At 49.6% G+C, this 13,938-nt stretch carries 15 protein-coding genes and 1 other annotated feature (1 of these 16 cut by a window edge); of the genes, 12 read left to right on the plus strand and 3 right to left on the minus strand.

Annotated features, from left to right (window positions below; all coding sequences use genetic code 11):
* Window positions 1-108, plus strand: a binding site (T-box leader); it begins 106 nt to the left of the window's first position.
* A gap of 54 nt (window positions 109-162) precedes the next feature.
* The 3 genes from VZT47_RS02135 to VZT47_RS02145 are packed head-to-tail and all read left to right on the plus strand — an operon-like array spanning window position 163 to window position 3,141.
* Entirely contained in the window at window positions 163-1,650 is a 1,488-nt protein-coding gene (locus tag VZT47_RS02135; protein WP_330223336.1) for a tryptophan transporter, read from the plus strand.
* On the plus strand, window positions 1,643-2,461 hold the full coding sequence (locus VZT47_RS02140; RefSeq protein ID WP_330223337.1) for an energy-coupling factor ABC transporter ATP-binding protein: 819 nt from the start codon (window positions 1,643-1,645) through the stop codon (window positions 2,459-2,461). Before VZT47_RS02135 ends, VZT47_RS02140 begins: the two co-directional genes overlap by 8 nt.
* Window positions 2,458-3,141, plus strand: coding sequence for an energy-coupling factor transporter transmembrane component T (locus VZT47_RS02145; protein WP_330223338.1), 684 nt, complete (start codon window positions 2,458-2,460; stop codon window positions 3,139-3,141). Before VZT47_RS02140 ends, VZT47_RS02145 begins: the two co-directional genes overlap by 4 nt.
* Before the next feature lie 123 nt (window positions 3,142-3,264).
* Here the strand turns inward: VZT47_RS02145 and queF are convergent, their stop codons facing one another.
* The gene (gene queF / locus VZT47_RS02150) at window positions 3,265-3,759 is read right to left on the minus strand and encodes a preQ(1) synthase (protein ID WP_330223339.1); all 495 of its coding nucleotides are present in this window, start codon (window positions 3,757-3,759) and stop codon (window positions 3,265-3,267) included.
* Between the two features lie 134 nt (window positions 3,760-3,893).
* On the opposite strand from queF, the gene VZT47_RS02155 reads away from it, so the two are divergent.
* The 8 genes from VZT47_RS02155 to VZT47_RS02190 all read left to right on the plus strand — a co-directional run bounded on the left by VZT47_RS02155 (window position 3,894) and on the right by VZT47_RS02190 (window position 11,015).
* Window positions 3,894-4,412, plus strand: coding sequence for a hypothetical protein (locus VZT47_RS02155; protein WP_330223340.1), 519 nt, complete (start codon window positions 3,894-3,896; stop codon window positions 4,410-4,412).
* Window positions 4,412-5,707 (plus strand): glutathionylspermidine synthase family protein, encoded by a 1,296-nt coding sequence (locus tag VZT47_RS02160; protein ID WP_330223341.1) that lies wholly within the window; start codon window positions 4,412-4,414, stop codon window positions 5,705-5,707. Before VZT47_RS02155 ends, VZT47_RS02160 begins: the two co-directional genes overlap by 1 nt.
* Before the next feature lie 110 nt (window positions 5,708-5,817).
* Entirely contained in the window at window positions 5,818-6,354 is a 537-nt protein-coding gene (locus tag VZT47_RS02165; protein ID WP_330223342.1) for a biotin transporter BioY, read from the plus strand.
* A gap of 50 nt (window positions 6,355-6,404) precedes the next feature.
* Window positions 6,405-6,908, plus strand: a complete 504-nt coding sequence (locus tag VZT47_RS02170) for a hypothetical protein (protein ID WP_330223343.1) — start codon at window positions 6,405-6,407, stop codon at window positions 6,906-6,908.
* The gene (locus VZT47_RS02175) at window positions 6,905-8,113 is read left to right on the plus strand and encodes a thiolase family protein (RefSeq protein ID WP_330223344.1); all 1,209 of its coding nucleotides are present in this window, start codon (window positions 6,905-6,907) and stop codon (window positions 8,111-8,113) included. The genes VZT47_RS02170 and VZT47_RS02175 overlap by 4 nt, the downstream gene beginning before the upstream one ends.
* Window positions 8,113-9,447 (plus strand): AMP-binding protein, encoded by a 1,335-nt coding sequence (locus tag VZT47_RS02180; RefSeq protein ID WP_330223345.1) that lies wholly within the window; start codon window positions 8,113-8,115, stop codon window positions 9,445-9,447. Before VZT47_RS02175 ends, VZT47_RS02180 begins: the two co-directional genes overlap by 1 nt.
* A 78-nt stretch (window positions 9,448-9,525) precedes the next feature.
* Window positions 9,526-10,044 (plus strand): transcription repressor NadR, encoded by a 519-nt coding sequence (locus VZT47_RS02185; protein WP_330223346.1) that lies wholly within the window; start codon window positions 9,526-9,528, stop codon window positions 10,042-10,044.
* 2 nt (window positions 10,045-10,046) lie between these two features.
* Window positions 10,047-11,015, plus strand: a complete 969-nt coding sequence (locus tag VZT47_RS02190) for an RluA family pseudouridine synthase (RefSeq protein WP_330223347.1) — start codon at window positions 10,047-10,049, stop codon at window positions 11,013-11,015.
* 133 nt (window positions 11,016-11,148) lie between these two features.
* Here VZT47_RS02190 and VZT47_RS02195 read toward each other — a convergent pair whose 3' ends face one another.
* Window positions 11,149-12,093 (minus strand): NAD(P)-dependent oxidoreductase, encoded by a 945-nt coding sequence (locus tag VZT47_RS02195; RefSeq protein ID WP_330223348.1) that lies wholly within the window; start codon window positions 12,091-12,093, stop codon window positions 11,149-11,151.
* Window positions 12,094-12,137: 44 nt separating this feature from the next.
* Window positions 12,138-13,016: a DMT family transporter gene (locus VZT47_RS02200; protein ID WP_330223349.1), complete on the minus strand. Its 879-nt coding sequence runs from the start codon at window positions 13,014-13,016 to the stop codon at window positions 12,138-12,140.
* A gap of 87 nt (window positions 13,017-13,103) precedes the next feature.
* Between VZT47_RS02200 and VZT47_RS02205 the strand changes: the two genes are divergently transcribed.
* On the plus strand, window positions 13,104-13,904 hold the full coding sequence (locus VZT47_RS02205; RefSeq protein WP_330223350.1) for an HAD family hydrolase: 801 nt from the start codon (window positions 13,104-13,106) through the stop codon (window positions 13,902-13,904).
* The last annotated feature ends 34 nt before the right edge of the window (window positions 13,905-13,938 follow it).

Below are 13,938 nucleotides of genomic sequence, written 5' to 3' on the forward strand. Positions count from 1 at the left end.
GCTTCGAGCCGTGCGGGGTAGAGGCTGACGGAAACCTGCCGTTACAGGAATGAGCCGGACTTATGTCAAATTGGGTGGTACCGCGGAAATATTCCTTTCGTCCCTTTGCTTTAAGAGCAGAGGATGAAAGGATTTTTTGATTTCTATTTTCAGGAGGTTATTATGGAACAGGTCAGGGATGTATCAAAGCTTGTCTACACCAAGGCGAGAGGGGGTAAATTCCGCTGGCTCACCATTTCTACATTGATGCTGGCTATCGGCATGATTCTTCATCTTGTATCACCGTCGGTTTTCGGCTTTACGCCGAACTGGATGATTGCCTGCTATGTGGTGGCCATCCTTCTCACAAAACCAAGCTACAAGCAGTGCCTGGGAATCTGTATGGTGGCGGCCCTTATGGAAGTCTTCACTTCCAAATCCGCTTTCCCCTATGGCGACTTTGCTTCGGAATTCTTTGGCGCCTATGTGGCCGGTTTCTTTGCCCACTCCGTGCCGCCCATTAAAATCGGAAAGCTTTCTCTCCGCCCCATGCTGGCAGGTTTTGTGACCACCATCGTTTCCGGTTTTACTTTTCTTTCCATCCTGACACTTGTCATGGGGATTCCGCTTAAAGTTTTCCTTTATGGCATGATGCCGGCCCTTTTCTTCATCGGTATCGGTAATGCAGTCATTACGCCATTTCTTTATTTCCCTGCCCTCCGCCTGTTCAAATCCATGCATTACATGGCAGAGTCTGATGTGGAAGACAGCGATCATACCGGTCTGGTACTGAAACAGCAGAATGAAGGAGTCATCAGTGTGGAACATCTGACCCACACCTATCCTTTTGCCAAAGAACCGGCACTGAAAGATGTGAATCTTTCCGTCGAGAAAGGTGACTTCATCGTCATTACGGGACCGAACGGCGCCGGAAAAACGAGTCTTCTCATGTCTATGGCAGGGGCCATTCCCCAGTACTATGGGGGAACCATGGAGGGTATGGTTTTCACTGATGGAAAAGCCGTGACCCAGCATACCATTGCTGATCTTGCTTCTTCTATCGGCGTCATCCTTTCCGATTATAAAGCCCAGATTGTAACTCTTACGGTAGGAGAGGAAATGGCCTTTACTCTGGAAAATCACGGCTTCCCGCCGGATGAAATCAGGCGCCGTTCCAGGGAAGCACTGAAAAAAGTTCATCTGGACGGACTGGAAGAAAGAAAAGTTTCCACCCTTTCCGGCGGTCAGTCTCAGAGATTGGTAGTGGCTGCAGTTTTAGCTGAAGAACCGGATGTACTGGTTTTCGATGAACCGACTTCTGCCCTGGACCCGGAAGGGATTCGGGAATTTTATGAAATGGTGGGCGAACTCAATCAGAAAGAAGGACTCACCGTTATTGTGGCTGAACATCATTTGGAAGCTGCCCTTCCTTATGCGACGAGATTTGTCCTCATGAACAAAGGCGAAATCGTGAGCCAGGGCGATCCGGAAAAAGTCATGCGGGCCATGGCGGAAAATCACATTTACGAAGAAGCCATCCCCGATATGTACCGGGCCCAGCTGGAACTGGAAAAAGAGGGTATTTCCTTTGATAAGCCATTCCTCAATATCCGTGATGCCGAGCATTCGGTGAATGAATATTTCGCAGAAGGAGGGGAAGCACATGCTTGAGATGAAAGATATCAGCTTCCGGTACGCAAAGAATACGCCCATCATACTGGACCATGTGAACCTTTCCTTTGACAAGGGCGAATTCGTAGCCGTTACTGGACGAAATGGTTCCGGCAAGACCACCATTACCCGGATCCTCACGGGCCTTGAAAAACCGGAATCCGGCAAAGTCCTCTTTAATGGAAAAGACGTGACAAAGGAAGATGCGGCCCGCTGCAGCCGGTTTATCGGCTATGTATTCCAGCAGCCTGACCGCCAGATGTTCATGCCCACGGTCCGTGAAGAAATCGCTTTCGGCCCCTTCCATCAGGGAAAACGGGGAGAGGAACTGGAAGAAGCTATCACGAAGGCTATGGAAGATACAGATACTACGGCCATGGCTGATGAATACCCAAGAACCCTTTCCAGGGGGGATCAGCAGAGAGTCGCCATTGCTTCTGCCCTTGCCATGAATACGGAATACCTGGTCCTCGATGAACCGACCAGCGGACAGGATGGGCGCGAAAAGAAACGACTCGTAGCTCTTATGGAAAGTCTTCAGAAAAAAGGAATTACCATCATCCTTGTCACCCATGATATGGATATCGTAGCCAGAGACTGCACAAGAGTCATCGTCATCGCCAATAAACAGGTGGCTTTTGATGATACGCCGGACATCCTGTTTTCCGATGCCAACCGCCCCGAAGACTGGGGCCTGGCCTATCCGCCGGCCGTCCTCCTGGGAAGGCGGCTTCCCGGGGCTCCATACTGCAGGGATATGAATGCATTCTGTAAAGAATTCCTGAAACGGAAAGGAGGCGCTTCCAGATGAGAAATCTTGTACCGCTGACGAAAATCCTTCTGACCCTGGGCACTGCCGTATGGGCCATCGTCCTCAAGAGGCCGGAAAGCCTCCTGGCCCTCTGCATTCTGGAAGTGCTGATCCTTCTCGTTTCCAAAGAACTTTTCAAAAATCTTAAAGCCCTCATTATGCTGATTATTTTTGCTGCCATGCTGGCAGCTATTGAAGTTTTAGGCGGAGGCACTCTCTATGAATCCATCGTAGCAGCGCTCCGTATGCTGGGCATGACCATTATTTTCATTTACCTTCTGGGGACGGTCAAACTTCAGGACCTGACGGCATCCATGGTACGCCAGCTGAAAGTGCCCTATGAATATGCCTTCATGTTCACCGCCGGGCTCCGTTTCATTCCTGATTTCATCGAAGAAAACCGGGCCGTAGCCGAAGCCCAGGCCTGCCGTGGTCTTGCGGTGAAGGGAAATTTCTTCAAACAGGTGAAACGGTACATGTCCATCGTTCGTCCGCTCATGCTCCGGTCCCTGGGCCGCAGCGAAACCATGGCCCTCTCTCTGGAACTCCGCGGATTCGGCGGCTCCAAACGAACCTTTATGGAAAGTGTGGCACCGAAGGGAAAAGACTATTTCTTCATGGTCATTACTTTCCTCATCACTGTGGCTGTGATATATGCCCGCATCAAACTGGGATATTGAAATAGAAATAAAAAGAGACTGTGGAAATCTATGTTTCCACAGTCTTTTTGCGTTGGAAAAATTAACTGCAAATGGCAAAAGGCAATAGCTAATGGTTAACTGCTAACGGCTGACCGCTGGCAGCTACCGATTATCCACTTTTTCCGGATTCATATCATGATGAAGGAGACGGAACCTTGCGAAATCTTTCCATTCAGTCCCTGGAATGCCATAGTTGCAGTAGGGGTCGATGGAAAGACCGCCGCGGGGGAGAAATTTGCCCCATACTTCGATATACCGCGGGCGCAGAAGACGAATGAGGTCCGTCATGATCATATTCACGCAGTCTTCATGAAAATCGCCGTGATTGCGATAGCTGAAAAGATACAGTTTCAGCGATTTGCTTTCCACCATGTACTTGTCGGGAATATAGGAAATATAAATGGTGGCAAAGTCCGGCTGCCCCGTCTTCGGGCAGAGGCTCGTGAATTCAGGACAGTTGAATTTGATAAAGAAATCCCGGTCTGCGTGTTTGTTGGGGATTTTTTCCAAAAGGGAGGGATCATAATCATAGGCATACTTCGTATTCTTATTGCCCAGCTGTTTCAGCTCATCCAGGCCTTCTCGTTTTTCCGTCATAGTTTACCTCGTATCAATAAAATTCTATGTAATATGTATTAAGAATATCACATTCAGGGTCATATGAAAAGAGTTTTCCCGGAGTACTTCATATGATATGATTGATTCAAAGGATTATTTAAAAGGAGACTCTTATGATACACAGAAGCGCAAAGACCGCAGCCATCCTTGCGGCATTTATGGCTTTGAACGGAACGGCAGCCCTGATTTCGGGCTGCGGACAGGAAAAGCAGGTGCAGGGGGAAAAGCTGACCGATGAAAACGGCAGGACCTATTACCTTATTAAAAATCCGGACGGTACGGAGACGGCCCGCTATGAGAATGGGGAGGAAGTGACTTTCCGGCGGGATGAGAATGATAATCTTCATTATATTTCCGGCATGTCCAATCTGCTTCCCCTCATGATGATGAGTTATTTCATGTTTCATGGCATGGGCGGCTGGTCCGGCCATTATGACAGGAATTCGGGCACCGTCATCAATGACCGTCCTGCCTATACGCAGCAGAAGAATCCGCAATATGGGTCCAATGGGGCAAAGCAGGCAAGTCCTTCCTATAAATCAGGGACTTCTTCCAATAAATCTACGGTGACTGCTCCATCCGGTGGCAAGACCGGCTTTGGCGGGGCCGGCGTGAGAGGGGGAGCGTCCTGATGGAAAAGACTTTTATGGATGATATAGACCGTGAAATATTTCCTTACGTGGAGTACCCGGGCTATCCTTTCCGTTATCCCACGCATCTGCCCCTCATTATGGAACGGAAACAGGTGGAGGAAATACGGCGGGTGAGCGGCGAGCTTTTTCAGATTTTCGTGAAGGCAGTCCGCCGGTTTCAGGAAATGAGCGATGATTTCTTTGATGCCATGGATATGCCCCAGAGGATGAAGCATTATCTCCATTCAGGAAATGCATTGAAGGACCTTCCCACCTGGCTTTCCCGTTTTGATTTTGTCATTGATGAAAAATCGGGCCGCATACAGATGGTAGAAATCAATGCGGACACGCCCTGCGCGGAAATCGAGGCTTACTATGCCAATGGAGTGGCGGCGAAGTATTTCCAAAAGGACAATCCCAATTCCTTTGAAATGAACGGTCTTCGTAGTTTCATGATGGATGTGTACCTTCGCTGCTGCGGAACCATGAGTATGGCAGACCTTTCGGCTCATCCCATCCTTTTCAGTTGTTTTGATGATTATATCGAAGACTACGGGACCACCCTTTTCCTCATGAATGCCATGAAGGAAGCGGTGCCCCAGGATGTGCGGGATCATATCCTTTTCGAATCTTTTTACAATCTGGCCATCATGCCCGACGGCTCTCTGGCCCTTCCAGACGGCAGGACGGTTTCCTTCCTCTATCGCATGCATCCCATGGAAATCCTCATTGAGGAAACGGCGGACCAGGATGGCTCTTCTCTGGGCGAACTCATGATGGACGGGTACAAGGCAGGCAGATTTAAAATGATGAATCCTCCGGAATGTCTCATTATGCAGTCGAAAGGTTTTCAGGCCTTGCTCTATGCCCTCATGGAGGAAGGCGGCTTTTTCAATGGCAGGGAAAAGGAAATTATCCGGAAATACATTCCGGAAAGTTATTTCCAGAGGGATTTCCGACTGGGAGATATGCCGGAAGATTCCGAGTGGATTCGAAAACCCATCTGGGGCCGCGAGGGAAAGGGAATCGAAATCATCAATGGCAGGGGACAGGTGATTTACCGGAAAAAGGTGGAGGAGCCGGAAGACGTGATCTGCCGGGACAGCGGGGCGAATCTGGTCCAGCGTTTCGTGAATCAGCCGAAAATCGTGACGAAAACGGATGTGGGCATCCTGGAAGGATACATCACCCTTTCCTGCTTCATGCTGGGAGAAAAAACGTCTGCCCTCTATGCGCGGTTCAGCGAAGAAAAGATTGCGGGCAACGAGGCCTACTGGATTCCGGTCCTCTATTAAAAGAAGCAGACCGGCGGGCTTTTGAAATTTGTCAACGCATAAATTTATTCAGTTGACAAATCAAAGAGCTCACTTTATAATGAAATCCATACAGGAGGCGGATTTCATTTATGAATAACAATCATACCATTCGAATGCAGGTTTTATGTGCCCTTTTTGCTGCCGTCACGGCAGTCTGCTCCCAGCTGACGATTCCAATCCAGCCGGTGCCGATTACCCTTGGTACTTTTGCGGTACTCATGGCAGGGGGATTTCTGGGGAAACGGTACGGTTTCCTTGCTATCGTCATTTATCTTCTTCTGGGAGCAGCAGGAGTTCCTGTCTTTTCCATGATGCGTGCCGGTATTTCGGTACTGGCCGGCCCTTCCGGCGGTTTTATCATCGGCTTTGCACCCATGGCTTTTGCGGTAGGCCTGGTTTCTGAAAAACTGGGTTATACCTTCAAAAATATGTTTCTTGCTACTCTGGCAGGGACTGCCGTATGCTATATCATGGGTATCGGCTGGTTCATGTTCCTGACAGGTACGGGCATCTGGCCGGCCATGGTGATGTGCATGTTCCCCTTCCTGCCCGGGGATTTTGCAAAAATCCTTCTTGCGTCCTTCCTGGTCAGCAAGTATCGCAGGAGACTGCTGGGAGATTTCTAAGACTTTCAAGACGGGAAGCTTTGCTTTCCGCCTTTTTTATTCGAGGTACTATGCACACAATCATTGAAAAGCTCTGCACCCTGTGGAAACCGGGATGGCAGGGCATGGTCATGGGGGAAATGAAATATAAAAAGGGAAATGGAAATTCCCGGGGACGCTATGAGGAGACATTTGACGGAAGACGTTTCGTGAAGCTTTCCGTCACCGATCAGGATACGGGTGAGAGGATTTCCATCCTTTTATTTCCATTTTCAGGAAATCAGGGAGAAAGTCCGGCACCTTCAGAGGTCAGGTACTGGAAGACCTTTACTCCCGAAGAAGTTCATGCGTACAGCCTTTCCCTGGGAGACCACAATGAAATCCATCTGACCTCCCATCCCGTGGTGAGCGGTTTTCAGCTGATGGAGGAACTGATGAGGCTCTATCCTGCAGAAAGCGTAAAGCTTCGTTTTCATCATCCCCTTTACAGCGGTGAACCGCTCTATCTCAGGGAAGAGGGGACAGGGATTCAGGGATTTACGGATGTTTTATGTTTCACTATGGAGAAATTATGAACAGGGTGTATATGCTGGGCGGCCTTCGGACCCATATCGGTGTAAGAAATGGCATTTTCAAAAGAGTAAGGCCCGAAGTCCTGGGCGGCCGGATTGTCAGGGCGCTCTGTGAGAAATATGGAATCAAAGGTCCTGACGCTCTTTTCTGTGGGAATGCGGTGGGACCGGGAGGAAATATAGGCCGTCTACTGGCGCTGGAAGGAAAACTTCCGGAAAGGACACCGGCCATGACCATTGACCTTCAGTGCGCATCGGGCCTTGCAGCCATTCACATGGGAGCCCTTTCCATCATGGCAGGAGAAAATGACGTAGTCTTTGCGGGAGGAACGGAAAGTGCCTCTCTCCAGCCGAGGCGGATATACGTGGAAAATGACGAGAGGGCTCAGGAAAGAAATCCTGAATTTACGGCGGCCCAGTTCATACCGGGAGAATTTTCCGATGATGCCATGCTCCTTGGCGCCGAACGGGCAGCCAAAGAAGCTCATATTACCCGGGAAATGGCGGATGAGTCAGCTCTCTTAAGCCAGAATCGGGCGAAGCAGGTGGAAGAAGCGGGACTTTTAAATTCCGTGATCCTTCCTCTCTATGGAAGCACGAGGGATGAAGCCATCCGCAAAAGAATGAGCGAAAAGCTTCTGGCCCGGGCGCCCCGGGTGACTGATTTTCCGGGCGGGATCCTGACGGCCGCCAATACCTGCACCATCAATGACGGGGCGGCTTTTGTCATTCTTGTTTCAGAACGGTGGGCAAGACGTCATGGGGTCATGCCTTCAGCGGAAATCATGAGCATGAAAATGATGGGAAGCGATCCCCTGGTACCGCCCCTTTCGGCAGACCGCTGTGTATCCGCCCTCCTTTCCGATCGAGGTTTGTTTTATAAAGATATCGATGCTTTCGAGTACAATGAAGCGTTTGCGGTGATTTCTGCGGACTTCAGGAAAAATCACCCCGACGTGGCAGAAAGGCTCAATCGCTGGGGCGGGGCCCTGGCCTATGGTCATCCCTATGGGGCCAGCGGCGCGGAAATCATGATTCACCTCATGGCTATTCTGTCTCATGAGGACGGGCGCTATGGAATCGCCTCCATTCCGGCGGCCGGCGGGGTGGCCGAAAGCATCCTCATTTCCCATGTGGATGAAAGCTTCTGGAAGGGTCGGTCCATTTTCAGGACGGCTGCGGAAATCCCATTTCCCGTGGAGGTCTGATGATGAAATTTTCTGACTATGTGTTCCGGTTTGCCGGGGAAAGGGGAGATTCTCTCTTCTTTTCCTGTGATGACAGGGAGATGACCTATGGAGAAGGAGCGGAAGAAATTAAAAAGAGGAGCTCTTTCTTAAAGAAAATTCAGGTTAAGGGAAAAGTGACAGCTCTCTATTTCACAGACCCGGCGGAACAGTTTCTTTATTTCCTCTCTGTCCAGGCGGCAGGAGGTATCCCGGTCCTGGTCCACGAATACCTGAAGGAAGAGGATATCTATCTGCTGCTGAAAGAAAGGCCAATCGACCTTTTTATTTCCGAAAAAGAATTTCCCTCCCTTTCCATGAAAAAGGAAAATTCTCTCTATGTCCGTGAAAATGGAAATCATGGGGAGAACGGCGATTTCGGTGTCCTCACGTCCGGCTCCACAGGAATTCCGAAGATTTTCTTCCGCAGGGGGGAGAGCTGGTCCGATTTCTTCCCGCTCCAGAACAGAATTTTTGAAGTGGACGGGAAGGCCCGCCTCTTTCTTCACGGTTCCCTTGCCTTTACGGGAAACCTGAACATGGCCATGGCTTTCCTGGCAGAGGGGTCATCTTTGTACTGCACGAGCCGCCTTCTCCCCAAGGCCTGGCTGCAGACCATAAAAAATGAAGAAATCACCCATGCGTACCTCATTCCGTCGAAGCTTTCCCCTCTGTCAAAGGTTAAAGGCATTTCAGAATCCCTGAAATATATCCTCACCGGTTCCCAGCTCATGACGGCGGTCCTTTTCCATCGTCTGGAAAAAGTATTTCCTCATTCCAGAATCATTCTTTACTATGGGGCCTCCGAGCTCAGCTATATTTCCTATATCGAAGGAAATGAAATCCTCCAGGCGCCGGATTCCGTAGGAAAGCCCTTTCCCGGTATTTCCATTTCCATCAGGAATGAAGAAATATGGGTGGATACGCCTTACGGGGTGGAGGGCATCGATCGGCCCTATACCTGTCATGATCTGGGCAGGATGGATGAGATGGGACATCTCCATTTTCTGGGGCGAAGGGAGGATATGTACCATATCCAGGGCAATCATGTGGCCCGGCAGAAGGTGCTGGCCCACCTCCTCATGATTCCGGGAATCGAGGAGGCAGAAATCTTGTCCATTAAGAAAGAAAATGGCGATGATTCCATCTGCGCATTCCTGTCGGGAAATGTGCCCGATGGGACGGGGCTGGTCCATATCCTTTCCGAAAATCTTCATCCCTGGGAAATCCCATCCCGCTTCGTGAAGGTACCTGCCATTCCGCGTACATCCACCGGTAAAACAGACAGGAAAAAATTGTTAAGCCTTATCAAATAATTCTCCATTGTCTTTGCAAAAAATGGGTATATAATTAAAATAGAACGTATTATGATTTTTCCTGCGTGGGAGGCTGCCATGAATGCAAAGGTACGAAGGGAAAAAATTAGGGATATACTGATTCAAAGTGATAAAAAAGTCAAGGGAAATGACCTGGCCGACCTGTTTCAGGTGAGCCGGCAGATTGTGGTGGGGGATGTGGCACTTTTGAAGGCCTCAGGCCTTCCTGTCATATCCACGCCCCGGGGGTATTACATCGAAAAGAACAGGACCGCCCATGCGGAAAGGACTTTTGTCTGCATTCACCAGAAACGGCAGACCGGGAGGGAAATGGAAATCATTGTGACCCATGGCGGGATTATCCATAATGTTTCCATAGATCATGAAATGTATGGCATCATGACGGCGGAGCTGGAAATCGAAAATGAAGAGGATATCCGTCTCTTCCTTGAGAAAATGAGGGAGACCCATTTCACTCTCCTTTCCGCCATCAGCGGCGGCATTCACAGTCATCTCATCGAAGCGGAAAATGAGGAAAAACTGGATGAAATAGAAAAGGCCCTGCGGGATGCGGGATTCCTCTATGAAGGGAAATAAAAATGAAATCCTGGATTGTGACTCCTTCAGAGGAAGGAGTCAATGGTTTGAAATATGTATGCCGCCTTCTTCCAGTGGCATCCATGGGACTCATCCGTAAAAGTCTCCGGAAAAAGAACATCACCCTGAACGGGAAGAAAATGGAAGGGAAAGAGCATCTCAAGGCAGGGGACGAAGTTGCTATCTGGTTTTCTGATGAAACTTTGTCAAAATTTATGGGAAATGAAAAGGTGGAGCCAAAAGCAGAAGGACTTCCTCATTTTGAGGATTTTATCATCTATGAAGATGAAAATATCCTCGCCCTGAACAAGCCGGCCGGCCTTCTCTCCCAGGGCGATTCGTCGGGGAGCCTTTCCCTCAATGATGGCGTCCTTTCGTATCTGAAAGATTTCATAACCCCTGCTTTCAAGCCATCCATCTGCAACCGTCTGGACCGGAATACGAGCGGCCTCCTGCTGGCAGGGAAAAATATGGAAGCCCTCCAGGTCCTGAATGACCTTATCCGGTCCAGGTCCGTCCATAAGTACTATGAAGCCCTGGTACTGGGAGAAGTTCCCGGGGAAGGCGTTTTCAAAGGGTACATGGCGAAGGACCGGGAAAAGAATCAGGTCTCCTTTAGTGAAAAACCGGTCAGGGGAAGCCTTCCCGTAGAAACGCAATTTGAACGGCTGAAGACTTTGGCAAAGAATGGCATTACGTTTTCCCTGGTCAAAATCCTTCTCGTCACCGGAAGGTCCCATCAGATCCGCGTTCACTTTCAAGCCGCCGGTCATCCTCTGCTGGGGGAAAAGAAATATGGCAGTGAAGAAAGCATTTCCGCCTCGGAAAAGCTTCATATCAGGCGGCAGATGCTCCACGCCTTCCGGCTGGAATTTCCGGAAATGAAAGGGAATCTTTCCAATCTCTCCGGCAAAGTGATGGAAGCGCCGCTGCCGGAGGATTTCCGGAAAGTGATGGGGATTCGTCGTTAGCTGTCAGCCGTTGGCTTATGAGCTGTATGCTATACGCCATAGGCTGCATGGTTCTATTTCCATATCAAAAAACCGTCTCGAGAGGAGGCGGTTTTTCTTTTGCAGAAAATGAACTTCTAATGGCCAACTGCTTTCAGCAGATCACATTCTTCTGATTCCCTGCGAGATAACTTTCCAGATTATCGAATACGATGACCGCTCTTCTGGCCATGGCTTCTTTCGTGTCAAAGCCTACGTGGGGAGTGAGGACGAGATTGGGAGCGGAAAGGAGAGAGTAATCAGCAGGAAGCGGCGGTTCTCCATCGTAAACGTCGATGCCGGCGCCGGCGATTTTTCCTTCTTTCAGGAGTGCTGACAGGGCTTCATTATCGATGACTCCGCCCCGGGCCGTATTGATGAGGATGGCGTCTTTCTTCATAAGGGAAAGCTTTTCCATATTGAGAATATGGCGGGTTTCGTGCGCCAGGGGGAGGTGGACCGTGACGATATCACTCGTTTTGAGGAGGGTATTGAGATCCACATAATCGATGGAAGGATTGTTTTTCGAACGGTTATAACCGATGATTTTAGCTCCGAAAGCTTTTGCCAGCTCTGCCACCCGGGAACCGATGGCGCCGGTTCCGATGATACCGATGGTGCGGTCTTTGATTTCGATGCCCACCAGACCTGCATTGTTTTTCCCGTTTCTTGTGGCGATTCCGCCTTCAGAAAGTTTACGGTAGAGGGAAAGAATCATGCCAAAGGCCAGTTCTGCCACCGATTCCGTGGAATAGCCGGCACAGTTGGAAACGGCAATTCCTTTTTCCCGGCAGAAGCCAATATCCACATGGTCCACGCCGGTGAAAGCAACGCAGATATACCGGAGGGAGGAAGCCTTTGCAAGAGCTTCCTTCTTCAGCGGATAATTGGCAATGACCAGAAGGTCTGCCTTTTCAATCCTGTTTCCCAGATCTTCCTGATCTTTGGGCAGGGTGTCATAAGCGGTAAGGTGGAAGCCTTTTTCTTCGAGATTTACAGAAAGGCTTTTGAGCATTTCTTCTGCAATGCCAAGGGGCTGGGCAATAACGATTTCTTTCATTTGATTTCTCCTTTCTGAAAGAAAAATGAACCGGAAATATGGGATTAGAATATGGATTTCCCTTTAATGAGCACGGGACTTGGCAGCTGGCTGAAAAATACGCCGGCAATCATGGCAATGACGCCGATGGACTGGGTGAAGGTGAAAGATTCATCCAGAAAAATGACGCCGAAAATGCCGCCAAAAACCATTTCCATGCTGAGAATCATGGAAGCTTCCGTAGGGGGCAGGAATTTCTGCCCCACGGCCTGGAGCGTATAGGCCACGCCGGTGGAAAAAAGTCCTGTATACAGGATGGGCCAGAGCGCCCCTTCGATACTGGAAAGGGTGGGAGTTTCAAAGAAAAAAGCAAGAATGAGGTTCAGAAGGCCTGCGACGAAAAACTGCCCTGACGAGAGGAGAACCGGCGGGAATCGCTGCGTCAGGTAATTCAATGCATGAATCTGGATGGTAAAGCCCAGGGCACAGAGGAGCATGAGTCCATCCCCAAGGCTGATCGTAAAATCCTCGGTAATGGACATGCAGTAGGAACCGATGATGGCCAGGAGGGCCCCGATAAGGTGATTCCGGTGAAGAGAAAGACCCAGAAGAAGACCAGTGATGGGCACGAGAAGGATGTAGTTTGCGGTTAGAAAACTGGCTTTGGAAGCGGTGGTGTACTGGAGTCCTACCTGCTGAAGGGTAGCCCCGGCAAAAAGGGGAACGCCGCAAAAGAGGAAGGCGGTCCAGAGAGGGATATTTGTCGAAAGGGGCGGCTTTTCTTCATGAAGGAAATGAATGACCGGGATAAGGGCCAGAGAACCCAGTATGAACCGGACACCGTTAAACGTATAGGGTCCCACCGTATCCATACCCACCACCTGGGCCACGAAGGCAAAGCCCCAGATGAGTGCGGTGAGGAGGAGAAGAAAGCGATATTTCATAAAAACTCCTTTTTCCGTTACAGAATGTTATAATAATCATTATAAAAGATAATCTGTAACTTTTCCATGTTTGACAAAGGAGTTTTTATGTCCATCCGTATGATTGCCATCGATTTAGACGGCACCCTTCTTCATGACGATATGACGATTTCCGCTTATTCCCGCTCCGTCATACGCCGGGCCCTTGCCAGGGGATTTAAAATCGTCGTGGCCACGGGCCGCATGTGGGATTCGGCGAAAATCAAGGTGGACCTGCTGGACCTGGGCAATGTCCCGGTCATCTGCTACACCGGGTCCTGGATCATGATGAGTGAAACCGGAGAACCCGTGCTGCAGCAGGGTCTTGCCCCGGAGCTGGCATCCCACATTTTATATTTTGCAAAGGAAAAAGGCTGGGGCACCACCATTTTCATGGATGATCAGATATACATGGAAAAACCGGACGGTACGGAAATCAAGTATCAGAAATACCGGTCCAAAAAGCCGCAGTTCCTGGGGGATCAATTTTTCCATCCCCATAGGCTGGTGACCAGGGTCATTTTCGCGGACCCTGTTATTGAAAAACGGATGATCATTCGCAAAGCGATTGAAGAAAAATTTGGGAATGAAGTGGATATCGTATTCCCAGGCGATGATTTCGTGGACGTTCATAAAAAAGGCGTAAATAAAGCCCAGGCCGTCCGGTATCTCTGTGAAAAAGAAGGAATCGGACCCGATGAAATCCTGGCTTTTGGAAATACGGAAAATGATGTGCCCCTCCTGAAATACGCGGGCCGGTCCTTTGCCGTATCCAATGCGGATGAAGTGGCAAAGAAAGCGGCCAAAGGGATCTGCCTTTCCAATGAAGAAGACGGGGTGGCAAAGGAAATAGAAAAGCTGCTCTCATGAATTTTATTTTGACCAGGGAACATTTTCAGTTATC

This window comes from Dialister sp. (assembly GCF_036343215.1).
In the GTDB taxonomy this organism is placed as follows: domain Bacteria; phylum Bacillota; class Negativicutes; order Veillonellales; family Dialisteraceae; genus Dialister.